Annotated in this window: 20 protein-coding genes and 2 pseudogenes; 9 read left to right on the top strand and 13 right to left on the bottom strand. The window is 67.8% G+C overall.

Annotated features, from left to right (window positions below; translation table 11 throughout):
• The first annotated feature begins 62 nt into the window (after nt 1-62).
• The 4 genes from mobF (at nt 63) to E4U92_RS34680 (ending at nt 5,574) form a co-directional block, all read left to right on the top strand.
• A complete protein-coding gene (mobF, locus tag E4U92_RS34695; RefSeq protein ID WP_229863463.1) occupies nt 63-1,892 on the top strand; it encodes a MobF family relaxase in 1,830 nt (609 codons plus the stop codon).
• Complete coding sequence (locus E4U92_RS34690) at nt 1,889-2,236, top strand: hypothetical protein (RefSeq protein WP_137304436.1); 348 nt, start codon at nt 1,889-1,891, stop codon at nt 2,234-2,236. The genes mobF and E4U92_RS34690 overlap by 4 nt, the downstream gene beginning before the upstream one ends.
• A gap of 1,150 nt (nt 2,237-3,386) precedes the next feature.
• Nucleotides 3,387-4,310: a hypothetical protein gene (locus E4U92_RS34685; RefSeq protein ID WP_137304435.1), complete on the top strand. Its 924-nt coding sequence runs from the start codon at nt 3,387-3,389 to the stop codon at nt 4,308-4,310.
• 208 nt (nt 4,311-4,518) lie between these two features.
• Nucleotides 4,519-5,574 carry a replication-relaxation family protein gene (locus E4U92_RS34680; RefSeq protein ID WP_229863460.1) on the top strand — a complete coding sequence of 352 codons (1,056 nt, stop codon included), beginning with the start codon at nt 4,519-4,521 and terminating at the stop codon, nt 5,572-5,574.
• Nucleotides 5,575-5,634: 60 nt separating this feature from the next.
• Here E4U92_RS34680 and E4U92_RS34675 read toward each other — a convergent pair whose 3' ends face one another.
• Nucleotides 5,635-6,240: a hypothetical protein gene (locus E4U92_RS34675; RefSeq protein WP_229863456.1), complete on the bottom strand. Its 606-nt coding sequence runs from the start codon at nt 6,238-6,240 to the stop codon at nt 5,635-5,637.
• Between the two features lie 356 nt (nt 6,241-6,596).
• Between E4U92_RS34675 and E4U92_RS34670 the strand changes: the two genes are divergently transcribed.
• Entirely contained in the window at nt 6,597-7,088 is a 492-nt protein-coding gene (locus E4U92_RS34670; RefSeq protein ID WP_137304433.1) for a hypothetical protein, read from the top strand.
• Nucleotides 7,089-7,159: 71 nt separating this feature from the next.
• Here E4U92_RS34670 and E4U92_RS34665 read toward each other — a convergent pair whose 3' ends face one another.
• Complete coding sequence (locus E4U92_RS34665) at nt 7,160-7,363, bottom strand: hypothetical protein (protein ID WP_137304432.1); 204 nt, start codon at nt 7,361-7,363, stop codon at nt 7,160-7,162.
• A gap of 96 nt (nt 7,364-7,459) precedes the next feature.
• On the opposite strand from E4U92_RS34665, the gene E4U92_RS36135 reads away from it, so the two are divergent.
• Together E4U92_RS36135 and E4U92_RS34660 are read left to right on the top strand one after the other, a co-directional pair.
• Nucleotides 7,460-7,609 (top strand): hypothetical protein, encoded by a 150-nt coding sequence (locus E4U92_RS36135; protein ID WP_190046426.1) that lies wholly within the window; start codon nt 7,460-7,462, stop codon nt 7,607-7,609.
• A 540-nt stretch (nt 7,610-8,149) separates the two neighbouring features.
• Nucleotides 8,150-8,509, top strand: coding sequence for a hypothetical protein (locus E4U92_RS34660; RefSeq protein ID WP_137304431.1), 360 nt, complete (start codon nt 8,150-8,152; stop codon nt 8,507-8,509).
• 913 nt (nt 8,510-9,422) lie between these two features.
• Here the strand turns inward: E4U92_RS34660 and E4U92_RS34655 are convergent.
• From E4U92_RS34655 to E4U92_RS34645, 3 genes are all read right to left on the bottom strand, one after another.
• Nucleotides 9,423-10,400: an ATP-dependent DNA ligase gene (locus E4U92_RS34655; protein ID WP_137304430.1), complete on the bottom strand. Its 978-nt coding sequence runs from the start codon at nt 10,398-10,400 to the stop codon at nt 9,423-9,425.
• A 76-nt stretch (nt 10,401-10,476) separates the two neighbouring features.
• On the bottom strand, nt 10,477-10,767 hold the full coding sequence (locus tag E4U92_RS34650) for a hypothetical protein (protein ID WP_137304429.1): 291 nt from the start codon (nt 10,765-10,767) through the stop codon (nt 10,477-10,479).
• Nucleotides 10,768-10,797: 30 nt separating this feature from the next.
• Nucleotides 10,798-11,268 (bottom strand): hypothetical protein, encoded by a 471-nt coding sequence (locus E4U92_RS34645; RefSeq protein ID WP_206666494.1) that lies wholly within the window; start codon nt 11,266-11,268, stop codon nt 10,798-10,800.
• Nucleotides 11,269-11,588: 320 nt separating this feature from the next.
• Here E4U92_RS34645 and E4U92_RS34640 point away from each other — a divergent pair, with 320 nt between their 5' ends.
• The gene (locus tag E4U92_RS34640; protein WP_137304427.1) at nt 11,589-12,155 is read left to right on the top strand and encodes a hypothetical protein; all 567 of its coding nucleotides are present in this window, start codon (nt 11,589-11,591) and stop codon (nt 12,153-12,155) included.
• Nucleotides 12,156-12,248: 93 nt separating this feature from the next.
• A complete protein-coding gene (locus tag E4U92_RS34635; RefSeq protein WP_137304426.1) occupies nt 12,249-13,637 on the top strand; it encodes an AbiJ-related protein in 1,389 nt (462 codons plus the stop codon).
• A 76-nt stretch (nt 13,638-13,713) separates the two neighbouring features.
• Here the strand turns inward: E4U92_RS34635 and E4U92_RS34630 are convergent, their stop codons facing one another.
• From E4U92_RS34630 to E4U92_RS34600, 8 genes and pseudogenes are all read right to left on the bottom strand, one after another.
• Nucleotides 13,714-14,598, bottom strand: a complete 885-nt coding sequence (locus tag E4U92_RS34630; protein ID WP_137304425.1) for a hypothetical protein — start codon at nt 14,596-14,598, stop codon at nt 13,714-13,716.
• 409 nt (nt 14,599-15,007) lie between these two features.
• A complete protein-coding gene (locus tag E4U92_RS34625; RefSeq protein WP_137304424.1) occupies nt 15,008-15,385 on the bottom strand; it encodes a hypothetical protein in 378 nt (125 codons plus the stop codon).
• 982 nt (nt 15,386-16,367) lie between these two features.
• Nucleotides 16,368-17,006 (bottom strand): PDDEXK family nuclease, encoded by a 639-nt coding sequence (locus tag E4U92_RS34620; protein ID WP_137304423.1) that lies wholly within the window; start codon nt 17,004-17,006, stop codon nt 16,368-16,370.
• 190 nt (nt 17,007-17,196) lie between these two features.
• Nucleotides 17,197-17,592: pseudogene (locus E4U92_RS36950) on the bottom strand (SAV_6107 family HEPN domain-containing protein); the annotation flags it as partial.
• Between the two features lie 363 nt (nt 17,593-17,955).
• Nucleotides 17,956-18,204, bottom strand: a pseudogene (locus E4U92_RS37295) (helix-turn-helix domain-containing protein); the annotation flags it as partial.
• A gap of 748 nt (nt 18,205-18,952) precedes the next feature.
• Nucleotides 18,953-20,176 carry a hypothetical protein gene (locus tag E4U92_RS34610; protein WP_137304421.1) on the bottom strand — a complete coding sequence of 408 codons (1,224 nt, stop codon included), beginning with the start codon at nt 20,174-20,176 and terminating at the stop codon, nt 18,953-18,955.
• A 329-nt stretch (nt 20,177-20,505) separates the two neighbouring features.
• A complete protein-coding gene (locus E4U92_RS34605) occupies nt 20,506-20,985 on the bottom strand; it encodes a GNAT family N-acetyltransferase (protein WP_137304420.1) in 480 nt (159 codons plus the stop codon).
• Between the two features lie 741 nt (nt 20,986-21,726).
• Nucleotides 21,727-24,492 (bottom strand): DEAD/DEAH box helicase, encoded by a 2,766-nt coding sequence (locus tag E4U92_RS34600; protein WP_422070808.1) that lies wholly within the window; start codon nt 24,490-24,492, stop codon nt 21,727-21,729.
• Nucleotides 24,493-25,392: the final 900 nt, after the last annotated feature.

Genomic DNA, 25,392 nt, shown 5'->3' with positions numbered 1-25,392 from the left:
CCCGGCGGGACCGACCCCGGATCACGCTTCTGCGCAGGTCAGCGCAGGGGTCCTATGGGTCGATGATCAGCATGTCGTCAGTTCGCCCGGGGGCCGGGGTGCGCTACCTCTTCCGTGGGGTGATGGTCGGTGACGGCCACCGTGCTGCGGGTACGCCGCTGCGTGCAGCCCAGGATGAAGCTGGTGTCCCGCCCGGCGTGTGGAAGGGCCGGGGCCTGGCCGCGCTCGGCCTGACGGTCGGGGACGTGGTGACCGAGCGGCAGGCCGAACTGCTCCTGGGGGAGGGCCGGCACCCGGACGCCGACCAGATCGAGCGCGAGCTCCTGGCGCTGGGCAAGAGCCCGGTGCAGGCCCGGCGGGCGACAGTGCTGGGCAGGCCCATCGAGCACAACCGCTCACCGAAGACCGAGAAGGCCAAGGAGCGGACGCCTTGGCTGGCTATGGACCTGGTATTCCGGGCGCCGTCGACGGCGCACATCGCGTGGGCACTCGGGGATGACGAGACCCGCGTGGTGCTGGAGCTGTGCCAGGACATCGCCAGGGACAAGACGCTGGCGTGGTTTGAGGATTCGATTGCGGAGATCCGCTGGAGGAGCGGCGGCAAGATTCGCAAGCCGATCAGGGATGGGCTGATCGTCGCGGTATTCCGGCACTACGAGTCGAGAGCTGCAGAGTCGAAGCCACTGCTCCACGATCACGCGGTGGTGTCGATCCGTGCCCGGCGGCCGGACGATAAGGGGACGTGGGGCAACCTGTCGGCGGACTCGCTGATGACCCACATAGTCGCGGCCGACACCCTCTACGTCCTCTACTTCATGGAGGAGGTGTCCGCCCGGCTCGGATGGGCGTGGGAGCCACGCAAGGTGACGCCCGGCCGTCGGCCCGTCATGGAGATCGCAGGGATCGACCAGCGGCTCATCGGCTGGCAGTCGACCCGCCGCCAGCAGATCGAGGACGCGCTGCCCGTCCTCGAGGCCAAGTACGAAGAGAAGCACGGGCACGAGCCGGGGGAGCGGGCCGGCTACGCGCTGGCCTGCCAGGCCGCCGACCAGACCCGCCCGCCCAAGCGCACCGAGCTGCTGTCGCTGACGGTGCTGCGGACGCGTTGGCGGGCCTCGGCGATCCGGGCGTTCGGCGCCTGCACCGTCTACCGGCTGGCGGAGCGGGCGCTGGCGGCGGCCGCGGCGGTGTGGGCGCGGGTGCGGCCGGTGATCGACGTCGTCCTGGCCGCCGTGGACACCGTCGCCGTGGTCTACGTCATGCGTGGCGCTTTCGCCCGCCACCACCTGCTCGCCGAAGCCAGACGCCACCTCGCCTACGCCTTGCGCGGCCGCCCCCACAAACCCGGTCTGGACGAACGGATCGTGCAGGCGGCCGTCGACGACTACACCCGCCCAATAGGGCGCGGCCGAAGAATGACGGCCGACCTGCGCGCCCTGTACCCGGGCGATACCGAGGATCAGGGCGTGCTGCGCCCGCTGACCCGCAAGCGGACCGCTCCGCCGTACGAGCGAGCTCGTCTCGCCGCCGGGGCCCTGGCCGCCCGGGTCCATGCAGCGCGCCGTGCGGAGCGCCTGGGCAGCCGCCCCCGTCCGTACGCCATCGCGGTGCCCGCCGCCTCGAGGTCGCGCCCGCGGCCGCTCCATGCCGGCCGGAAGGGCGGCCGCCTCCTGGAGCCGGAGACCGGTGTCGACGTCGACGCGGTGGAGCAGAGCCGCCAGACCCTCGAAGCCGCCGCCGCGGAGCTGGCGGCCACGCTCCAGGACAGCCGACGGGCACGCGAAGCCGCCCACGGCCCGCGTCCACAGCCCGCCCCGGCGGCCATCCCGCCGTCGCACACCCAGCAGACCGGCGCCCAGCACACGCCGGGCCGGACCGGAGGAGTCACGTGAACACCCCGAACGAACGCCCCGACCCCGACGACGCACTTGCCCGCGCCCGAGCCGCCCGCGAGCAGATGGCCGCCGCCCTCGAGGAGGACCAGGAGCCGGACTCCGATGAGCCCGTGGGGTGGCACCCAATCTGGAAGCGGCCCCGGAAGCCGAAGTCGAAGACGGTGAAGAAGGCGGAGCTGCGCAAGCAGCGCAAGCGACTCCAGGAAGCCGCCAAGCGCCGCCTCGCCGCCGGGAACTCGCGCCGGCCCCGCTCCCGGCAAAGCCGGATCGGGAGCGCGGCCGCGCGCCGGGATGCCCGCGCCCTGTCCCGGGTGCGGCACTCCAACGCCTGGCTGTGGTGACGATGCCGGGCATCGTCCACTGAGCGGAGTCCATCCGATATCGCGCATCGCCACCGGATGCAGAACATCGAGTGGGCTCCACTCAGCGGGCTCCACCCGATGGACTCCACCGAGTGGCCGGGACGACGGTGAACTCCACCGTGGTGCGCACCGCGATGACTCGCCAGCGCACCCGGCACCGCACCAGTGCGACGATGCCCGGCGCTCTCGCGCGCCGGTGCGCCATACCCGTGCTCCGTACCGGTGCGTCTGCCGCCGACCCTTGTCCGGGTGCGGCCGGACGCGCGCGACCCCCTTGTCCGGCTCCGCTGCACCCCCTTGTCCAGCTCTGCTACCGAGACGTTTTCCCTTGACATCGCCGGTTTCGCCTCGCGATCAGGTCGCGGTCAAGGGGGCATGTGATAGAGGAGTTTGCCTTGCGGCGGCGCCCGCCCGGTGCGGTGCGGCGATGCCGATGGAGCGCACCGTGTCGGGCAGTGCGGCGCGCTGCGGGTGGTGCGCACTACACGACAGAGAGGCGCACCGGCGGTGAGGGGACTCGGCCGGTCGGCGCTCGCGTCGCCCCTTGTCCAGTTCCGCTACCTGCGACATCAGGCCCACTTGGGCGGGGGAGGAATCTCGGTCCCGCCACGTGGCGTGATGCCCCCGCGGCCGGGGCTCCGGACTTCGCTTGCCGTCTCACTCGGGTCGACGGCCGCCTGGTCCGCGCGTCGCTCCCTACACCTCCGCTGAACCACGGTCTTTTCAACTCGAGGCTGCAGACTTCTACTCGTGGCTGGCGCCGGGGAGACGCCGCGCCATAAGGGTGTGGCATCTCCCCGGCGCCCAGGTCAGCACGAAGAGACGGACGTGTGGACCAGGTGGAGCAGCTCGCGGACCAGCCCGCCGGCCAACGTGGCGGAAGCGGCGTAGAACGCCGTCTGCCCGAGGCCCTGGACAAGACGACGGCGGGCATGTCGCCGCTTCAGGACGGGCCGGTGCGTACGGTGGGACATGACGGTCTCCGATCAGGGGATAGGTCGGCTGCCCCCGCACCGGGCGTCCTGGCAGGGATTCGGTGCGGGGCGCAGTTTCTGCTGGCCCCAGCCTTATGGCTGGCGTCCCTTGAATGCAGCTCCCGAGGCTCGAATCTCGATGTAAGTTCCGTGCCATGAACGGGAATCGGGCCACCACGTGGGTCGAAGGGACTTCGGCCGACCTGGTGGCCGACGCGCACGCTCTGGGCGTGATGAAAGCCAGTCCCAGGATGGTGACTTCTTGGGTTGAGGAAGGGTTGCTCGCCAATCCGGAGCCGCGCAAGACCAGCGCGCATGGCAGCGATCCGAGGGTCTTTCCCCCGGAGCAACGTGAGTTGTTCACCAAGCTGCTCGAAGCTCGAGAGCGTTCTTCGCTGGGGCGTATCCCGCAACGGTCGCTGATCCGCGTCGTGCTGTACTTGTGGCTGATCGACGACACGATCGTGCTCACCCCGCAGGCGCGCCGGGCCTGGCGTACCCACGCGCGCGCCACCGGACAGACGACCGCCGTCCGGCGCCGTGAGAACGTCCGCGCCATCGTTGAGCAACTTGCCCATCCCTCAGCCACCCACAAGCAACGGCGCGCCGCCCAGTTCGTCCTTGAGGAAGGCGAGCGGACCGGGCGGATCGACATCAACAGGCTGACCGCGGTCCTTACGGAGCTGTACTCGCCCTGGCCAGTCCAGCCCGGCATACCGAGGATCGAGCGAGCCCGTCCCGGCCCGTACGGGCCCGTCTCCGTCCAGCACCACATCGCTATGTGGAAGGCCCGCCAGCAGGCGATCAGCCTCCTCAAGCAGGAGCAGGTCGACGAGGCCGAGCTCGACCGGGTGCGCGCCGCCTTCAGACCGGCGTGGGCCGATTACCAGGCTCGTCGGCCTGCCATGGCGGCCATCGGCGCCGGGGAGTTCGCGGCATACTTCGCCGAGCCCGATACCATAGAGGGCCGCGCCATCGAGGCCGTTGATGCGTTCGTCTCGACGCTCGCCGGCGAACTCGGGCTGATCGAAGCCGCCTCCCATGCCGCAGAGACGGCACGCCTCAGACTGGCGCGCTGACGGCCCGAGGCTGGTCACCCACTCGTCGGTCCAAATTCGGTGGCAAGGTGTCCAAGTTCGATGTCACTGAACAGCCGCGCCCGCCTGATGATCACGGCTCGGTAACGGCGCTCAGTGGAGCGTCACACCGTCGGCTTTCGCCACACCTCTAGCAAGTGACGGGGGACTTCCATCCTGACCCCCGCGCCATTGCGTGAGGAGCTTCGTCATGACCTACGCCAGCAGCGCCCGGCAGCCCGAGCCGGAGCCGCGCCTGACCTGGACAAGGGGTGCTGAGCTGCCTTCGGCCGGCTTGGAAGCCAGTGCCGTGAACGGTGCCGCGAACGATTCCAACGTCGTGCCGATCACCGCAGCTCACACCGCCCGCCAGGGGACCGCCCGGCACGCTGACACCTCTCTCCCTTCCCCTGAGACGCCAGCGAAGGGGAAGAAGTCCACCCCTGCGGCCAAGGTGCGTGCCGATGCGCTGCGGATGCTGGGGTGCGTGCGGATAGCCACGGTCCGGCAGATGGCTCAGGTGATCACAAAGGAAGACGCCGACGGCCGGTCGTACGTGCGCAGGGCGATGAACAAGCTGGTGGAGCGCGGGCTGGCGGAGACGAACGGCAAGGACGGCAAGCACCCGATCTGGAACCTGACCCCGGCGGGGCAGAAGGCTCTGGCCGACGGCAACGAGCTGCCTCCCCGACCAAAGGCCGGCACCGGCGCGAAGGCCGTTCTCGCCGGGTTCGGTCCGCACGGCGTCGCGGTGACGGACATGATCCTGGCCTTCGGCGGCCGCAAGCATCTGACTGACTGGCAGGTGGAGGTCAACCACGCCATCAAGGAGACCGGCCTGAGCTTCAACACCGACGCCGTCCTCGCATGGCCGACCAAGACCAGCGAGGTGCGCCTCTTCGAGCTCGACAACGGCACCATGTCCCAGGCCCGCCTCGCCAAGGAGGTCTGGGACTATGAGCGCTACGCCGGGCACCCCGTCTGGGAAGGCGCCCGCGGCACGATCGGCCGCACCTTCCCCTTCTGGCAGCGTCACCGCTACACCCGCTCCCAGACCTTCCCGCGGCTGCACGTCGTCCTGGCGGGCAAGGAGGAGCACCTGCTCGACAACCGCCTCCAAGCGCTCGCCGACGACGTGAAAGGCATCGCCATCGCGGTGTGGGTGAACACCCTGCCCCGGCTCCAGCGGGGCGAGCCCTGGTACGAGATCGGCGTCGACGACCCGGACCGGCGCCGCGAGCGCTACCCGGAGCCCGTCAGCCGCTGACGCCGCGCGTGACACCCGGCGAGGCCCTGCGAGCGAGGGGCTCGCCCGGGGGCGACTCGGCTACACCAGGGCAGCGGCCACCGTCTCCAGGACGGCGCGCTGCTGCGGGTCGACGGGTACGTCGGCCTGGCGCAGCGAACGCAGCGTGGAGCCTTCGGCGCACAGCCTGCACAGCCCGATCACTGGCATCGGACCGGCACCGATGAGGGTGTGCGAGGTGGAGCTCTCGTAGACAGGCCGGTAGCAGCCGGGGCACAGCTGGCAGTCCTCTTCGTCCGCCGGCGGCGCGTCGGGGCTGAGCAGCGGGACGATCCGGCGGAGATTCTCCCCGGCTTCCGCCCACAGGCCCATCGGCCGTTCCGCGGACCGCTCGAAGACGACGTCGCCTTCCGGGTCCTCGGGGGTGCGGACCCGGGCCAGCGTGCCGACGCCTTCCTCGGGGTGGTCGGGCAGGAACGCGAGGACGGTCCTGTAGCTGGGCCCCTCGGTCACACCGAAGACGTGGCCTCGCCCGGCAGCGAAGGCCGCGGCCACCTCGTTCAGCCCCTGGCCGTCGTCGTCGTTGCGCAGACGTAGCGGCCAACAAGCCGCGACGCCGTCGATCTCGGCAGGGGATGAGGTGATCAGGACGCCGTTGCCGGACTGGCGAACGTCCAGGTGCTGCATTCCCCTGGTGGAGTGAAATGCGGTGCCGAACCACTCCGTGGTCGGCTGGCCGCTCTCGCCCCGTGGGCGGCGCGGCTTGTGCTGCTTTTGACGTCCCATGATGTGCCTCGCAGACGTGGCCCCGTACACGGGCCGGTTGGTCCGCTGAGCCCACAACCGGCTGCCCGGCAGTCCAGGTGCGCCACGGGTCCCCTCATTCACCTGCCCAGCCCAGCTGGCGCGGCCGCGGGGCGCCCGACGGGACGGTTCCCGAAGTCCCCGCGCCACCCGGCGGGAAGGCGAGGGCCATGGCGCGAACTGCGCCCCGGCCACGGCGTACCAAGAGACGTCGACGCAATTACCAGCTGAGGAGACCCGTGAGCATCAGGCGCAACAAGCGGGACAAGCACCACGAGGACATCGCCGCCGCGGCTGCCTGGCCGTACGGCCCAGGCACCTACATGTGGAACGCGCTGGCCCGGCTGCGAAGTACGCACAGCGACCCTGTCGTCGGCCTCGAGCCGTTCGCCCTGCCAGCGGGTGTCCTGTCCTTCGTCCAGGCACCGGACGTCGTCCTCGCGTCGCGGATACAGCTGACGGGGACGCAGACCACCAGCGACCTGCACGACATGATCTCCACCGCCACGCGCGGCATCAGCTGGGACGCCCGGACCCTCAGCCCCGACGTGGCCCTGGACATCATGGTGGGCAGGCGCCACGACCTCGCCCTGCACAAGGACCACCTGACCGGCCTCACCCGACTCCTGCTGGACGCCGCCGACACCATCGGCACGCCGGGAACTGCCCGCTCGGGCCGCTGCTCCCACTGCGCCGGGACCGGGCTCGCCCGCCCGCTGTGGAAGCGGTAGTTGACAGCCGACCATGACGTCGCGTAGTTCCCGTACGGCGCGCTCGCGGTGGTGCTGGGCCAGCTCTGAGCTCAGCCCGCCCACCCGATGTCACGGACCTCGATCGCGCCGGCGTGCGGCATGAACTGGATCCAGCACCGCCGCCCGAACGCCTCCCGGATCTCCTCCACCGAGCCCGGATCGCGGACATCGGGCCAGGCCCGCGGGTCCATCCGCGCGACCTCCACCAGCGCCATCACCTCCCGCCGTGCCCGGTCGTCGGGCAGCTGCGCCATTGGCAGGACCTGGCCGCCGCGTACGGGCCGCTCACGGACCTCCCCGATGACTGGTACCGCCAGCGAGGCGAGATCCTGGAAGCGGTCGCCGGCGCGATGAGCGACATGGACGACATCCTCTTCCACGCCTGGGGTGCCCACACGCTCGGCACCGACCGCGAACACGGCCCGCTGATCGGCGACCACGACACAGACGACGACATCGTCCGCCACGCCCAGAACGTCGCCGACCGGCTGACTAAGTAGGTGTTTTTCAACCTCGATGCCGCAGGTCAGAGGCGGTGTGTTGCCAGTGGTGCAGAAGCCGCCGTTCCGCGTCGGCGTTTCTCCGCGTTGGCCCGAGTGCTATCAGCTACCAGCACAGGCCCCCGACGTGGGCCCTAGCAAGAGCCCATGACCCTCACAACGGAGAGTGCTGACGTCAGCGTCGGGTGACAGGCCGGCAAGCTCATCGACACGCGCCAGCGAGCCAGCTCCGGGCAGGCGCGCCGCTTATAGCAGGAGGGCGCCCAACTCGCTCACCTTTTCGAGGAATATCGAAACGTTGGACTGCGACATTCTGCGATCACATACTGACTCGGTCTCTACTGGTTCTTGCCTGCACCCTGGTCACCCGCACACGCCGTACCCGGACACGACCGGTGACGGCCCGGGCAGATGTTGAAAAACACCTAGTAAAGGCTTGCTCGGTCACCCGAGCACTAACTCAGCCGCCGTCTTGCTCACGGGCAAGAGCCATCAAATGCTCCGCAAACTCCTCGCACGATGTCCCTAGGAGAAATCTGAATGCAGTCGATCAAGAGGGTTGCAACCCGCACGGCCATGGCGGTCGCTCTGGGAGCCACCGTCCTCGCAGTTGTCCCGAGCAGTGCTTCCGCAACCGAAGCCCAGGTTCAGTACTGGACGTACAAGTGCGACGACGGGAGGGCCTGTGTCTACCACACCGATGGGAACGTCTGGAACATCGAAGGGTGCGGAGTAAGCGGCCTCAACGACTACTACAACTACGCCAAGGCACACGGCAACTCCTTCAGGATTTTCCTGACGAACGGGCCGGGAGGCTACAAGACTGTCGATGTACCAGCATGGACTGAGGCGTCGCTGCCCAGCGACTGGCGTGCGTACCGTGTTCAGGTCTTTTGCTGAGACTCGGGAAGCTGCCCACTCGATCGTGGCCATGGATACATCGCTGAGATACGACCCGTAGCAGAGAGCAGCCGGAGCGCGTCCAACTCGCTGATTTACAGGGCGCGCACCCTCAGACCGGGCCATCGTCGCGATCAGCGTCGACCCCGCGCTCGGCACCGAAGTGCCCAGCACCCTGCTGCGCGCTTACGTCGACGAGATCGACGGCGCGCGGGTGATCTACTACGTGACGGCCCCGGGATCGATCACGATCGTCGCGTACGTTGAGCCGTAGGGCCTCCCGAGCATCCCGCAGCAGCGCCCCGGACTTCCTGGTCCGGGGCGCTGCTTGGTTTCGCGATCTGACAACGCCATCGGTGAGACAAGGGCGTGGCATCGAGCGGGTTCGCATCCTGTACTAGGGGAGCGTCGACGGCCCGGTGGCTGAGGGGCGGGATCCTGTGGAATCCCAACGGCCATGTCGGTGGACCGGACCCTGAGACCCTGCCCCTGGTCGACGTCCTCGCGGACCTTAAGCAAGCCGCCAAGATCCGTACGTCCCTGGCAGCGGCACACATGTTCACGCCCTCCGAGCGCACGAGCTGACCAACCGCACCCCCCCGCCGCCCGGGCTGCGGCTTCGCCTTGCAAGACGCCGCGTTGCGCTAGGAGTTGCGGTAGAGGTTGCGCCCAGTGGTGCGCTAGGAGTTGCGGTAGGGGTTGCGCCTGCCTCCACAGCGCCTTGGAGTTCGCCTAGGTCAGCACTGGCGTACGGCGTGGTCGGGCCGCTGACATCCCCGTTGCGACCCCCTTCGCCCATGCCCTGGCTGGAGTTGAGGAGTGGGAGGGGCAGGATGGGCGGCGCGGACGCAGCCGTGGATCGGGCGCCCTCACTGGCGTTGCGCGTCGCCGGGGCCGCCGCGCCGTGCCGCCGTCAACGCGGCGGCGTTAGGCGGGGGACGTCGGCGGGGGAGAGGTCGGGGCGGGCGCGGTGCCAGCGTGCGGGATGCCGCCACCGGCCGGATGCGTCGCGGGCGACGTCGACGCCGACTTCCACCACCAGCTCGGGTTCCACCAGGGTGACGTTCAGCTTTTCCTGGCTGCCCCACCCGGCGGAGAAAGACCATCCTGTCCACGGATGACCGCGCCGTCCTCGAGCGAGCAGGCCGGCGACCGCAGCACCTGCCACCCGGGCGAGGGTGGTGGTGCGGCCGACGTACTGAAGGCGGCCTTCGGTGTCGTACCTGCCGAGCAGCAGCGTGCGGGGAGCTGCCAGGGAGCCGGTGACCGCGCCGACGATCGCCTCGCTGGTCTCGCGGACCTTGTATTTCTCCCACCCCCTCACCGACGGCTTGTAGGCGCCGTCGAGCCTTTTGAAGACCACGCCCTCCATCCCGACCGACGCCCACGTCAGCCACTCACGCACGACGTCGGCCTCGGTGGTCGACGGACACAGCGCCCACGGCGCCGACAGCCGACGGGCGACAAACACCGATTCCAGTGCGGCCCTGCGCCGCCGGTACGGCCAGGAGGTCGTGTCCGTCCCGGCCAGCCGCAGCAGATCGAACGCAACGAAGTGGGCCGGCCACTCCTCCGCCGCCCGGGCCGCCCCGGCACCACGTCGGGCAAGCCGGTTCTGCAACCGCTCGAACGCGAGGCGGCCCGCGGCGTCCCATACGACCAGCTCACCGTCCAGCGCGGTCGCGTCCGGCAGCTGCACGGTCTCGCCCACAATCTCCGGAAACGACGGCCCCATCTCGGTGCCGCGCCTCGAGCGCAAGGCCACCCGGCCCGCGTCGACGGAGACGAGAGCCCGAAATCCGTCCCACTTCGGCTCCGCAGCACAGCCAGGCCGCAGATCGGGCACGGAGACGGGGGTGGTCAGCATCGGCTCCGGCAGCGTCCAGGTCACCTCCCATCCCTTCCACCGGCACTGCCCGCCACCCGAGTGACTGCGCATCGCCCGGCGAGCGGAGCCGGATGTGGCCTTACTCGGTTGCCGCGGCCCGCTTCTTCTTCGCCTGCCGCTTGGCCGGGGGCGGTGGTTCTTCTCCGGAGGCGCCATTGTTCATCCGGGCGCTCGCTTCCAGGACCTGGTCGATGATGCGGCGGCGCATCTCACTCTCGGGATCCTCACCCAGGTTTTGGGCCAGGCGCTCCGCGGTCAGGTAGTAGCCAGTCAGGACCGGCTGCTCGAAGTAGCGGTTGAGCTGGCTCAACGTCTGTCCGTACATCTGCAGATAGGTGCGGTTGAGGAAGGCAGAGAGCGCCGCGGCCACGCCCGCAATGGCGGCGACGAAGACCTTGGTCTAGCCGTTGCCGAAGTACAAGCCGGCAGCGAAGCAGCCCACAATCACCAGCAGGCCCAACGCCATGGCCCGTTGTGAGGACCGGAAGGACCGGTCGGCCTGGTCGGTGGCGATGCGGTGGTATTCGTCGATCTGGGACTGGTTGAGTTCCAGGAGCGTGGCCAGGGGCGTGACGGTCTTGAGGTCAGCAAGTTTCTGCGCGTCGATCTCCTTCTGCCGCTCCGCCGCCTCTTCAGCCGCCTGTGACTGGAGATCCTCCCGACGGATCTGCTTGATCAGCAGGTAGATCGCTACGCCCGCCACTGCGGTCACCACGACGCCTATCAGAATCCACAGCCATCGCGGTGCCGCGCCAACGCTGTTGCCGATACCCACGACCACGACAGCCAAGAGGAGCAGCAACGGGATGAAAGACGGCTGGGAGCCTGTTTGACGGTAGTGGCCGCCGCGGAAGGTGACTGAACTCGGCAAGGGATCCCCTGGGCTTCTGTGCACGGCGCCACGGCCGCGCAGTGATCAGTTGAACCGGCTGAGTGTGGCAGCCCCCCATCTCCCCGCCCAGCGTCTGACCAGCCAACTGCGGCCGCACACAGGCCGAACCGCCACTGCCGACGGCGCGCTGAGGCGACCGCTGGGTACGCGGACGTCGACCACATGTGCTCGAGGAACAGCCTGTCCGCTTCGCCGCGATGCCTGCCCGGCGCGGCCGACCGGGTGATGCCTCCTGCTGCCTCCGATGCGAGGTCCCCGCCTGTGACGTTGACCGGGTGACGGCGAGAAGGAGAGCGGACATGGCATCGAGCAGACGGCGGAAACCGGAGCGGTTCCCGTACCACGACATCCGCGACGCGCTGGTGGAGATCCTTGAGAAGGAGCACGGCATCACCACCAGCCGCTACCACGGCCGCACGTTCCGCCAGGCCTGCCATCTGATCCACCAGGACAACCTGGAGCGCCGCAAGCCGCGCGGGAAGCTCCCGAAGTGCCACCCGAACTTCGGCAAGTCCGAGCGCGACTTCGACGGCCACCGGTGGGCCGAATGCTCCCTCACCCCGGACATGCCGTCGTTCGGCGGGAAGCTGAAGGTGGACCACGAGGACTCGTGGTGGATGGGCGACCGCATGGTGGCCTACGTCTGGTACCCCTACGACGTCCCGCTGCGCGAGCTTGGTGAAGCAGACGCACGAGTCGCCCGCCACGGGCTGGGACTGACCCTGCACACGGGCTGGGGTGCCCACTACTACGGCAACACCCCGGCCGTCGTCCTCGCCCCGGACTGGTTCGAGGTCCCGCACCACCCGCGTACGGAAGACCTCATCCAGGCCGCTCGGCAGTTGCGCCACCGCTGCGAGTGGTAGACCACGCCCGTCGCCGCCTCGAAGGGCAACTCGTGCACGGTGCAGTGTGGCCACGTCTGGAATCCGAAGCGTGACCTGGCTCATCATCGTGGGATGGCTGAGCAGATGGACCTTCAGCGGTTGCGGAGCCTGATCGAAGGCGTGTGCATCACGCTGTACCAGCGATATGGGCATGAGGATCTGCCAGCGCTGTGCGAGCGGCTCGGCTTGCCCTCGCCTCCGCCCAAAGACCAAGCGACCAAGCATGAGCGCTTGACCGCGAGCCTTGGGGCCTGCCCGGACGACCGACTGCCTCATGTGGCTCAGGCAGTTCTCGACAGCGAGCCGCTCATAGCTCCCCAGCAGATGGAACTGCAGGACGTTGTGTGGCTCGGTGGCGACTACGTAGAAATACCCGGCCGTACGCGGCGAGAGTTGGCCAAGGAGCTCGACCTCTCCGATCACCTCAAGTACCCGGACCGATTTCTGACCCTACTGGGCAGCCTGTGGGATCTCGGAGAGGACGAGTTCAACGTGTGGGGGCCCCACCGTGGCACCCTGCGCTCCGACATCCAGCGCCACGTGATCAGGTTTCCAGACGACTGGTCGACCGAGGACCTCTTCGAGCAGCTCAGAGCCTTCGAAGCCCCGCATCCTCGATTCGGTCGCTTCCTCGAGGGCCTGGCCTCCTCGGAAGTTCTTCCTGACGAGCAGGCACAGCGTCGCTTCGTTGATCTGGCCGACCGTCATCTGCAGCCTGTCGGCGCACAGCTTCGTCAAGAAGGGGAGACGGACGGATACCCCCAGTTCCACCTGCGCAAGCTCGGTCGCGGCACTGCCCGCCGGCCGCGCAACCTCATATTTGCCACCCAGGGGAAGCCGGACATCCGCTTCACCAGCGCCCTCGACAACGACATCGAGATCGCCGAACAAGCCGACAAGATCCTGGTCTACAACCACCCGGTAGGCAAGAACGGGCTCCTGTGGAGCGACCTGCTGTGCTGGTGGCAGGAAAGTCGCAGCATCGCGGACACGGAGACGGCCAGCCGCACCCTCTATGACCGCATGCAGGCTTCCCTGCCACGTGAATCCGCAGGCCAGAAGAACCTGTTCTGGCTTTACCACAACCTGTACAAGGGCCAACTGCCCGATGTACCCGCGCTCCTGCCGGAGATCTGGGTGCACTGGGACCCCAAAACCATCCGCGAGCGCGGGGAGCGTGCCATGCAGAACCTCCGCATGGACTTCCTCATGCTGCTGCCCGGGAACCGCCGCGTGGTGCTGGAAGTCGACGGCATGCAGCACTACACGCGCGACGGAGGAGCCGTACCCGACAGCGCAAAGTACGCCGCCACCATGGCCGGTGACCGCGACCTGAAGTTCCGCGGATACGAGGTGTTCCGGTTCGGCCACGACGAACTGCGCGACCGTGAGCGCGCCCGACACGTGCTCACCGACTTCTTCCGAACGCTTCTGGGCCGCACACCGGACAGCAGCCCGTAGCTGCTCCGGGTGTCCCGTGCCTCAGCACCGGGGCAGGGGACACCAGGCCGTAGACGACGTGATCAGCGTCGCTGGATCAGTCGAAGTCGGGTTCCCAGTCGTCATCCACCTCTTCTTCGGTGCGCAGTGAATGTGCTCTCATGTCCGCGAGGTCCAGTTCGGGTCCGGTCAGTGTGAGGTCACAGTTCCGACACCCGAAGTAGCGCGGGAAGAACCAGATGTCCCCATAGTCCCCGCTCTTGTCTCGCCCGCTGATGAACGCAGGATTTTCGCAGGCCGGGCACGTCGTGGGTACGTGCAGGAGCCATCGGCTGGGCAGTGGTGCTGCCGATTGACTGGCAACCAGCGCCGTCTTCTCGCTTGCAGACAAGCCGTCGGTCTTGGTCGCGAAGGTTTCCTTAGCCTGCTGAATCTTGGCGGTGTAGCGCACTGTCAGCTCGGACGTCGTCTCCACCACGAGGCTCTTGCACGTCTCGTAGTGCTTGTCCCAGAACCAGGCCGGTTCCTTCGACAGTTCGGGCAACAGGGAATCGATGTACTTCGCACCGGCTGCCAGCAGTTCCCGGCATTCGCTGGACGGCCTTCCCCACCCCATGTGAGTGACGCCGTTGCGTGCGTCCCTCAGGGCCGCAAGTTGCTGTGGCACCTCGCCCTTTCCCAGTTTCGTGAGCCTCATTACGACCCCCGCGCCACTGACGGTTCGGAGACCGGCCCGACCTGCCTCCACTTTGTCTTCCTGGCCGCCGAGTAGCAGCAGATCCTCTAGAGAGGGCTTGATGTCGGCCAGCAACGTGAGGGTGATGGAGGCTAGGCACGCCTTGGCCAGATGTTCGACGGCTACTGCCATGTGATGGACGGCGAAGTCCTGGTCCGGAGGCTCTTGCAGGTACGCGTCGATGGATGTCCGGGCCCAACGCTGAGCCGAACTCACTAGGTCGTCACGGATCTCTTCCTTGTCCATCCCAGAACCGTAGGGTGAAGGAAGCGGGAAGATCTCGAATTTCCACCGTCCGTGAGCCGTCTCGTCTTCGCTGGGACGGCCGGACGGCCGGACGTCCGGCGGGGCAAGGCTGTGGTCGCAGTCGGCTGACCTGCGGTGGGCCGGTCGTTGCACGGAGTATGGACCGGCTGCCCACCCCTCATCGACTTTCGCCCGTCAGGCCAACGGCACGCTGCGGTCGGCGTGGACGACGGTCCCGTCGGCTAGCTTCACGTAAGGCCGCATCTGCGCGTACGGAATGCGCTGCTCCCGCTCTACCCGCCGCAACTCATCGACTCGGACCAAGAACTGTGCAGGAGGGGCGCCGAGGGCAAGTACGTGGGGCAACTGGGTGGCCCAGCTCTCGCCTCGCGTGACGAACATGCGCCGGTCACCGGGAAGCTCGATACCCCCAACTAGTGATGGCAATCGGCTGGTCTCCGGTGTTGACCGCCTCCACGCTGACGAAATCGTCCCCCAGGTCCTGACTGCCGTCGGGCAAGTCATAGACCGGGATGGAGTAGGAGACCTTGACGAGGACCCGGGGGCCCACGGGAGCGGGCAGGTAGCTCGCGATGTGGAAGCGGTTCTCCTGCTGGTTGTGGTTTCCGACCTGCAGAGCGGCAGGGCCGTGGAAGACGTTGCCGATCACGCCCTGGCGAGCCGCGAACTCCTGCTGCTCGGCCACCAGCGCCTGAAGTTCGGCTGCGACCTGCTCCTGCTCGGGGTCCTCAAGGTCTCCAGGAGCGACTCGAAACGTGTCTGCCACGATGCCTCTTGGCGCAGCCTCGCCCGCTCCGTCTCGCCTGTGGTGCCGGCCTCCTCCAGAGCCTGCGCAGTGCGGTCCAGGCGCTCCAGCTCCGCCCGCTCGCGCTGAGTGTCGCCACGCCCCAGGAGACGGGCTACGCGTTGCCGCAGACCGGTCCATGCGTCGGTGCCAGCGGCTTGGACGACGGCGGTACCGCCGGCTCCGGCCACGGCCATGAGAGCTTCAGTGAGCATGTGCCAATCCTTCGGTCCAGGAAGCCGACGCCTCAGGCGGCACTGAGGCTTGCGACCAGTGTCCCTGGCACCTCTGACATTGGGCCCTCGTCAGAGGTGCCAGGAGGCGACCTCCGCTGTCTACACCCACTCCATGCCTAGCTCCCGCAGGGCAGCTGTCCAGGAGCGGTTTTTCTGATCAGTAGTTGGTGGTCTGGCCTGCACTGATCAGTTTGTGGTACGGCAATGGGTGGGGGAGTGCCAGTGGCTGCAGTGATTGTGAGCGCTGCTGGGTAAGGGGTCTGGCCTGCGGCTTTGTCAGTTAGGTGGTTGAGTGATCAGGTCGTGTCATCTGCGCTGCGCAGGGTTCAGCTTCAGTGGTCGGGCGTATGCGGCGGCGCTTGGACGAGCCGTCTGCTTGAACTGGACTGTGGTCAGGTGCTCGAGCTGCTCAAGGCCGGCGAGCCGCTCCTGGGACGGCGGTCGTGCGGGTGTACAAGGCCGGAGTTGACGATGTTCTGGGGGCGGGTCGCGATGCTGGCGATTCGGGCGGGCGGTGGGGGTGTCGGGAGCGTGGCCAGGACGCAGACCCTCGTAGCGTGCTCCCTTAGCCCAGGATGCCGGGCGCAGTGTCTGGCCGGCCGTGGACGCACGCCGGGACCTGCTGGCGCAGCGCCTCGATCGCCTGCCGGTGGCGCCACCTGAGGCCTGTATGCTCCCGGTGCACCTGACCCCGCGACCGGCCTCGTTCCGGCGGACAGGAGAGGGTGTTACCAGTCGTCGTCATCCCCGGTTTCAGCGACCTCCTCTTCCTGCACGAGCCGGCGCATGCCCTCGTCGAAGCGAGCCGAGGCGAGGGAGTCGCCCTCGCCGAATCGGATCAGCTGTTCTGCTGGGCTGTAGAAGCGGGGCGCTGCGCCGAGGCTGGCGCGGCATCCACGGCACCGCCATGGCCTGCGCAGGGTGACCCAGTGGGCACGGGCGCACGACGGGCACTCGACGAGGTAGGCGCTCGGACCGTATGCCGCGCCCCACCATGCGTGGCCGTAGCGGGCCCGGTAGCCGGGCTGATTGGGACTGCGGTGTGAGGGCCAGCCCAGCAAGACCAGTTCTCCGCAGGGCCACCGGCAGCTGCATGAGCCGGTGCATTGGCAGGCGCGGGCCTTGCCGAGTTCTGTTGCCTTCTCCCGCCGGGGTGTGTGCGGTCCCTTCACCTCCAGCCAGGTCCCTACCTCAGGAAGCCAGAAGTCCGGTAGGTACTGGGTGCCGGAGGGAAGGGCGATTAACTCCGGCTCGTACTCCCACACGATGCCGAGGCCGTCGAGCGTGACGGCCCAGTCGGCTTCGAGACGGGACCGGAAGCGGGTGCCGGCATAGGTCGTGGGGATGGCATCTATGGGCTCGGTCATCGCGGTTTTCCTGTCAGGCGTGCTGTATGAGGTAGGCGTGATCGTCTCGTCCACTGCCCGCGCCGGGAGCAGATCGGCGGCGCAGCCTGCGAGGGATTGGAACGCCGCGCGGGCCCCGCGCGCGACGGCGGGACCGCGCGCGGGGCCGGCCAGATCAGGCGGTCCTGTCGGCAAGGTTGGCTCTGGTGGGGAGCACCAGCATGCGTTCCACCAGGCGGAGGAACATGCCGGCATCTCTCACCATGTCCTGCGCATCCTGTGAGGACACTGCTCCTGGGATGCCTGCCTCAGCGCGAGCTCTTCGCTCGGCCTGCGCGCCGAACAGCTCAGCCCAAGAGCTGAGTTCAGGAGCAACGTCTGGCAGGACTTCCCAGGCGCTGCGAATGCGCGCCCGCATACGCGTCGGCTCGGGACGGCTCCGTGTCGCCAAGATGGCTGCGGCCGTACGCAATGCCGCTAGATGCGCTGTGGCGAAACGTTCATTAGGTGTCCCTGTGCGAGCCTTCCGTATCCCTTGACGGGCCTGGTGCAACAGATCCGCGGCCCCGGGCGCAAGCCTTGGCCGGTCAGCCCCTCCGCTCATCATGTGCACACGTGACCACGCGGACAGCCACGGCTGAGCCTCCAACGGGCTGAGTCCCAGCGCCAGGAGATACGTCCGGAAGAACGCCTCCGACGGCAGATGGCTGCCACGCAGGACATCCGAAAGCGTGCTGCGCGCCAGCCGACAACCCAGCTCACGCCGCGCCCGCCGCTCTAGCGTCCGCAAGGTGGGACTGCCCCGGTTGATGCGCAGCAGCCGCATGCCCTCGATCAGCGCCGCCGGGGTCCCGACGAGCCGCGGGTCCAGTCCCGGACGCGTGACACAGGTGCCTCCCCTCACAGGACGGGACTGCTTCTTCGTGGTCAGCGAGGCCTCGAACCACAACTTCCTGGCGGCCCCCACGTCCGCACCACACGCGGTCAGGAAACCCGCCACGGTCTCCCACCGGACCAAACTGCGGCCTTGCTCTGCCCGGCACAGTGAGGCCGCCGAGCATCCTGGCCGGCCCTCGAGCCGTGCCGCCACTGCACGCAGCGACAGGCGGGCCAGTTGCCGCTGCTGCTTCAGGTGAGCTCCCAGCACAGCATAGGCGTCCGCCTGTCCGGTGCCAGAGGACTTTGTGCGAAGAGCTCGCTGCACCAGGGAAGGCGGCATCTGGGGCCCTTCCCCGAACGACGCCGTTCTCATCAGCGGCGGCCCGATCGAGACGCGGCAATCAACTCCCGGACGACCCAGAGGCCCAGGCCAGCGCCCACCGTGACCACGGTAACGACGCTCTCCAAGGGCATGCCGGACCATACGAGGCCGGCAACAACCAGAACCACGGCCATCACGAGAAGAGCTGCTGCCGTGGGTACGGCACTCGATTCGGAACGAGAGGGACGTGCCGCGCTGTTGGCGGCCTCTCTTGCTTTGGACACAGATGGACTCCACTACCGGTTCGCCACTCGACAAGCCGCCCTGTACGTACCTCAACTGGTTTCCAGCCCAGTGAAGTTGAGCGACTTCCTGTCATGGTTCCGGGCGCGTACGGGGTAAGTCCAACGGGCGCAGCCCGCCGTTTCATTCTGTCCGGGCAAAACGCTCGAAATAGCGTCGATGAAACACCAGGCTGTGTCATGAAACACGCAGCTCAGCAGCCACAAACGCCCGGACAGGGCATCACAGCGGCACGAGGCAGAACCCAATGTGTCCGGACGCCGCTGTCCATCCGTTCCGGCCGCCGACATACTCGTCGTCAAGGCGTTGCGGTGCTTTGACCGCACGGCTCCCCCGGCCGTCGCCACTCGACACTCAGGGGAACGAAGCAGGGACTGTTCCAGCAGACCGCCCCAACCACCGACAACGCAGCCTGAGGCTAGTTGGTCTCCCGGCGCCGGCCAACCGGGCGCCAGAGATCTATTCACGTCTCATGCTTCCTGCGGCACGAGAAGTGCTCAGGGAACCCTTCCGGTCCTGGAAGGCTCGCAGGCTGACCGCAGCCGAAGCGGCAAAGCGGGATCACTTGACCCGACGCGTCGACCGGAACCCTGGCAGCCTCCGTTTCCCGGGGGCGGGACTCAAGGACGATCGCGCGGCTGCCACGCCTCTGCCTTGGTTCACCCCGCACCTCTGAAGCCGGACGGTCCTCGGTGCACCTGTCGCGCCGGTCCCCCTGCCGTACGGATGGCTGGCGCTCCTTGTCGTCCAGGACAGGCCCGTTCGCCTCGAGGTACTGCTGCCATTGCTGTGCCGGGAGCCAACCGTGGTGGCCGCCCCGCTGGAACGGGATCCGCTCACCGGCCGCAGCTTCCACGATGAACCGGGTGAGGGTCAGGCCGCCTTCCCCTGTGAAGGTGCTCGACTGATGGGCGGGCATGAGGACGCGGTGCCAGCCCCCGCAGTATCCGGCGTCGGTGGGGTTCTCCGGGTCGTAGGGCTTCTCCGGGCATCGGGTGAGTGTGCCGGTCTGGCTGCACTGGCCCTCCTCCAGGACGAAGTTGCCGTCCTGGACCGCGATGGGGTTCTTCTGCACGCGGATGACGGAGGCCGGCAGGTTGGGCGTGCGGACGTAAGGAACGGTGCCGATGCCAGCGTGGTCGGGGTCGGCGAAGTCCCAGACCGACTGAATACCGCCGCGGCGCCGGAACCCCTCCCGTGCACGCATTCCGCGGGCTGTCTGAGCGCTCAGCTGAGGCTCGTAGCCCAGGACAATGCCGTTGGCGCCGTTGATCCGTACATCGAGGCGCGCGTGCCCGTCGGCGGTCTGCGACTCGATGTCGGCGTGGAAGCCATGATCTTCGGAGTCCTTCGCGACGCGTTCCTTGCGAGCGAGGTGCTCGTCGGACTCGTGGCTGATGGGCTTCTCCCCAGGTTTCCTGTAGTGGGAGGCAAGCCATACGCCGTCACGCTGGACGAGATACATGGGGACGCGCCGACCGCGGAGGGACCTGCAGTCGGGGCAGATGAGTCCACGCCGTTCGACGGGGACACGTCCTCGCATGCGCAGGAGCACGACCAAGAGGTCCTGGCCTTGCGGGACGCCGAGGTCGGGGCGGTCCAGGTCGAGGTTGCGGCCGGCCGGTTCGTAGTAGACGGGATTACGGAAAAGGTATTCGTCGCTGTCGATCTGAAGGTCGTCATCCACTGGTGCTCCCCGCAGCCGACACGAGTAGGACGTACAACGCTACGGGGAGGGTCTGACAAGCAGAACTGAACTGCGGAAACAGGACACCATGAATGTCGCTCCAACGTTCGTGCGCGCGTCACTCATGCAGTAGGCACTGGAGCCAGCGGACTCCGTGACCTGTGCCATGCTGCCGTCGCCCTGCGCATCGAGCGATGCCCTCACCGGACTCCAGAAGCTCCAGCCGTGACTCGATGAAGTCAGCGTTCGCGCAGGCGAGTGCGCCGCACGCTTCAACGGCACCGTCGTGAACTCCGCCTGACCTGACCCTGAGGAAGGAAGCAGGATCGTTAAGTGCCGAGGCTGGTGGCGTCGGCGTTGAGCAACTTTGACAGCGGGCAGCCCCATGCTGCCCCCGGTGTGTCGGGTCCATAGAGCGTGAGCCCGCATGCCCGGAAGAACGCCTGTCGGCGGGTTGCATTCTCGCCTTCCTGGGGGACCAGGGCCAAGAAGCTGCTGCCGGTTTCCTGACTGCGGCGAGCGATCTCAACGAGCAGCGCCCGGCCGACTCCGCTGCGGCGAGCAGTGTCCTTGACGGCCAGGGTCAGGATGAAGGTCTGCTCGCCAGGATGCGCTTCCCGGCCTTCGTCGTGTCCGAAGTTACAGCGCAGCTTGAACTCGGCGACTCCGATGACGGATCCGTGGAGCTCAGCCACGACGACGTCGAGGCCGTCCCGCTCGTAGGGCCTGCCGCTTCCCAGATCGTTCGCATGCAGCAGCTCTTCAACCGTCGAGTAGTCGGACCGGGTGATGTCACGGATGAGCAGCATGTGGGAAGTATCCCGTGAGCTGCATGAGCAATGCCGGTCGGCGCTCCAATGACCGCGAGCAAGCGGACAGGGGCAGCTTCGGAGAGCCAGACGGTCAGGGAGGAAACCTGGCACCGGCTTCTGCTGCCGGTTCCTTGAGGAACCGGCGGTCAGTTCATGTCACCGGGTAGGTAATGGTCCGGTGAAACGGGGGCGGCCCCGCGCCCGGGGGGATGGGCGGCGGGGCCGGTTCGCTCGGCAGGGGGAGCCGTGCTGTTGATGTGCTGGTGCCCCGAGAGCGCCTGGGCATGCGTGGTCGTCGTATCTGGTGCGGAGCAGCGTGCGCGACCAGGCCGCTAGCTGGACGGACGCCAAGGAGACGGCCACCGTCGGCCACGCCGTGCTGGCGCTCTACATGCGCGTCTGACCACCAGCATCCGGATGAACGAGGGAGGGGACGCGGCCAGCGCATCCCCTCCCTCGCCAGCAGCTGCCGCCCGGACTCAGGGGTTCATGGTCCGCTGGGCGGCCTGCGATGCCATCGGCCGCCGCAGCAGCACAGTCGGCTCCCAGGGGCGCCGAACCCGCATGTCACGTACGGTCCTAGTGACAGGCCGGGCTTCTGACAGGACGGTCCCGGCTGGCGGCCCCGTGTCCCCTTCGCACGTGACGCGGGGCCGCTCCCCCATAACGCCAACCCGCACCCCACCGCCTCACCAGCCACCGCGCACTGGCTGACGACTGCCGCACAAACGGGCCCTTCTAAGACAGATGCCCCGTGCGCGCTGTCCTCGTCTCGCTCTCCGATGCCACGCGAGGGATCGTGACCGGCGCTGCCCACTGCACGCCCAGCTCCCGCAGCGCGACCAGCTGCTCCGACGTCAGCTTGTCCCGTCTGGCTTTGGTGTTGCTGTACCAGACGCCGAGCTTGACGTCGGTCCCGTCGGGCAAGGTCTCTACCGCCTTGCGGGGTACAGGACGGCCGGCGCCTTCCCGCTCGACCCACTGGGCGAGGGCCGCCAGGCCTCGCTGGAACGCCTGCTGCGCCTTGCCCAGGTCCTTCGTCCCACCGGTGACCGCCGGGGCAGCAGATGGCGCTTCAAGCGGCTGCACGCCCAACGTGGACAGCCGCTCCTGCTGCTCGGCGGACAGCTGCGCCCAGGTAGTCGGCTGCTTTTGTTGCTGGAGCCATCGTCCGATGTCGTCGCCGTCGTAGGTGACGCCGGGTGCGATGTCGGGGAGGTGGCCGTCGGCGTCGACGAGGTCAGCGAGGACGCGGTAGTGGCGTTGCCAGTTCAGCGGCCAGGGGCAGTTCCAGTCCGGGTCGATCTCTGTGAGCTGTGCTGCGCGTACGGCGGCCCGCTCCGGGTTCTTGCCCAGCCCGTTCTTGGCGCCTTTGCGGCGCAGGTTGGCCATGTGCTGCCCGATGGGCACAGGGCGATCGCCGGTCGGGTCGGCCCATACCGCGTCCTGGCGTGGTGCGAGGTGTCCGGTGGCCCGCCGGTAGGACCGGAGCGCGGCGAGCTTGGCCTCCCACGCTTCCTCGCCGGGTTCCCAGAGCATCCCGGCTTCCGGCGCGTCAAGCAGTAGCTTGCGCCGCTCCTCCAGCTCCCCGGCCCGCAGCGCCTTGCGCTGCTGGCGCACCCACCGCCCGAGGGGGAAGTCCTTGGTGACGCCGACTTCGACCTCGGTGTCGTAGGGGACGGCGTACAGGCCGGTGATTCCGTGCTCCTTCCGCCACCGGAGCAGGGCCTGGTAGCCCTCCAGCCACACCAGCGACTCTGGCCGGTAGACCCGGGTGCGCAGGAAGGTCGCGATGGTCGCCGCGTCCCGGGGAGAGGAGAAATGGAGCAAGGCCGACTCGGCAGCGGCGTCGGTGTCGTCCTGGTCCTGGTCCTCGCCGTCGCCCTCGCCGCCGGCCCCGACGATCCGCCCGTCTTCGTCCCGCTGCACGTGGACCTTGCGCTTGCCGCTGGTGAGGGCGCGGGAGGCGAGCTGCTCGACGAGTCGTTCATCATGACTGCGCAGGCCTTGCAAGACGGCTACGAGAGGGCGGAAAGAGGCGCTGGCGACCATGTCGGTGGGATCTTCGCCGGGTTCCAGGAACACCGGCACGATGATCCTGGCCACCTTCGTGGAGCCGTCCTTGTTGAGCCGCAGCGCGCGGCCGATGTTCTGCACGATCTCCACCTGTGAGCCGCGGGTGTCGGCGAAGCAGACGGCCTCGACTCCGCGCTCGCCGGTGATGTCCACGCCCTCTCCGAGCACGCGAACGCTGGCGAGGAAGGCGCGGTGGACCCGGCGCCCGGCCGCGTCGATGCCGTTGGCGAACTGCCTGATGACCTCGCGCCGCTCGGTCACGAGGTGGTCCCCGCACAGCCACGCCGACCACACCCGGTCCGGCGGGACGTGGCGGCCGGCCTCCAGCTCGTAGAACTCCGCGTCGATGAAGGACTCCGGCAGCCTGTCCGCGGCGGCCAGGTCCTCATCGGTGGCGTCGTTCCTGTACAGCTCGGCAGCCGTCTCCGGCAGCTTCTCCGCGAAAGCGGCGGCCTCCTCCACCTTCTGGTGGAACGTCATGACGGTCTTGAGGTTCCACTTCGCCGCGTGCTCCAGGAGCGCGGTCTGCAGCAGCGCCAGGCGCCGGCCGCGCCGCGCCTCTTCGGACTCCCCGACGACGGGGGAGGGGTCACGGATCTCCAGGACGTCGATCTCGAACCCGGCGAGGATCTCGCGCTCGATCGCCTCCGAGAGCCCGAGCTCCGCGAGCCACGCGCCGTAGGTCCCGTTCGGGTCGTCGGCCATGGTCGCGATCTCCGCCTCCTGGCCCTCCGCGTCCTTCTGCGGCCGGGGCGCGGCGAGGATGCGCGGGGTGGCGGTCAGGTAGAGCCGGAAGTCCGCAGGGATACGGGTGTTGTCGTGGATCGCCGCCCACGGACGCCCAAGATCACCGGCGGTTCCGTGGGCCTCGTCCACGATGGCGAGGTCGAAGCCCGCCATGCGCTGTCCGTAGAGCCGCTCCCCGCCCGCCAGAGCGGCCTCCAGCGGCCCGCGAACCTTTCGCTGGCCCTCTGGTGCGTCGATGTCTTCACGGTCCACGAGAGAGGCGTACGTAGCGAACACGACGACCGGCCCCGTCCCGGCCCACAGGGCGAGCTGGATGGGGTTGGTTGTGGTCCGTACCCCCAACGAGTTCAGCACGGAGTCGTTCTCCAGCGAGCACACCGCGACCATCGGCGCCCGGTGGCCCACTAGGCGCCACGCCTGGGCGGTCTGAACGAGCAGGTCCAGGGTCGGCACGGTGACGAGGATCCGCCCGCTCGCAAAGCAGTCCAGCGCGCACGAGGCAGCTGTGATCGTCTTCCCAGACCCGGTTGCAGACACGATCGTGCCCCGCGCCCCTTGTGCGGGCAGGGGAGATCTTGCAGAAATTGCTACCCACCGATGGAAATGCATCTTCTGTCGCGACTGATGCGGGCGAAGCACGACTGACGCCGGCTCCTGGTCGACCGAACTAGCCAAAGCCATGTCCACAATCTACCCATCTGCACGTAATGCGACCGTAGCTGACACAAGTATCCGAGGGGTGGGACGAATCACCCAAACGTACATGCTGCATCAGGCACAGAGGCCCCCCCGGGGCTCTCAGGAAATTTCTGCCCTTTGCGTAAATAACCGATGGACCAACAGGCCAGGGAGGTAATTGCATTTAGCCACAAACGCTTACAGAGAGTATTGACATATGCTCTGACCTGCCCTTATACTGGAGTAAGAAGCAAGGGAGGGGTGAAGTTCGCCCCATCGAAGCTCGGGATCTCAAACAGGAGGGCCCTAATCATGATAACTCAAAGAAAGAGAATAATTAAATGTCAAAGTCTAGGATTTTGTTTATTGCAGTTCGCCTCACCGCAGAGCTAGTTCTGCTATACTTGGGGGTTCCATTCATCTACCAAGGGACTCTTACCGTTGTAATTACTATTGCGGAAGTCATGCATGAAATTGTGCGCAATAAAAGGAACCGTAAGTAGTGTCACGGACGGTGAGTCCCCCTCCGGGCCTCACCGCTTTCTTTCAATTGTACATGATGCATCAGTCTGATGCATACCGCATGTTGAAACCCGCATGAATGAGCGACCCTCCCCCCGCAGCCACCCCCTCTCCTCGCTGCCCGGGCCGCAGGCCCGTTGGCCGCACCGCGCAGCGGGGCCGGCCTGCGGGGTGCGGAGCGCCCCGGGGTGGCTGGAGCGCGGCGTAAGCCGCCCTTGAGGAACCGCGGGCCCTGCGCTCCGGGAGCGCAGCGGACAGAGCGTCACCGGCCTTGCGCAGTAAGGCCGGTGGGCTGCCGGGCGCAGCCCGGCAGGAGCGCTCACGCGGAGCGGGAGCGCAACCCCCGCGCGCAGCGCGGGGGTTCGCTTGCACATCGCGCAG

The organism is Streptomyces galbus (assembly GCF_005280195.1).
Taxonomy (GTDB): Bacteria; Actinomycetota; Actinomycetes; order Streptomycetales; family Streptomycetaceae; genus Streptomyces; species Streptomyces galbus.
Note: the sequence above shows the minus strand (reverse complement) of the source record. Positions and strands in the feature narration are given on the sequence as shown.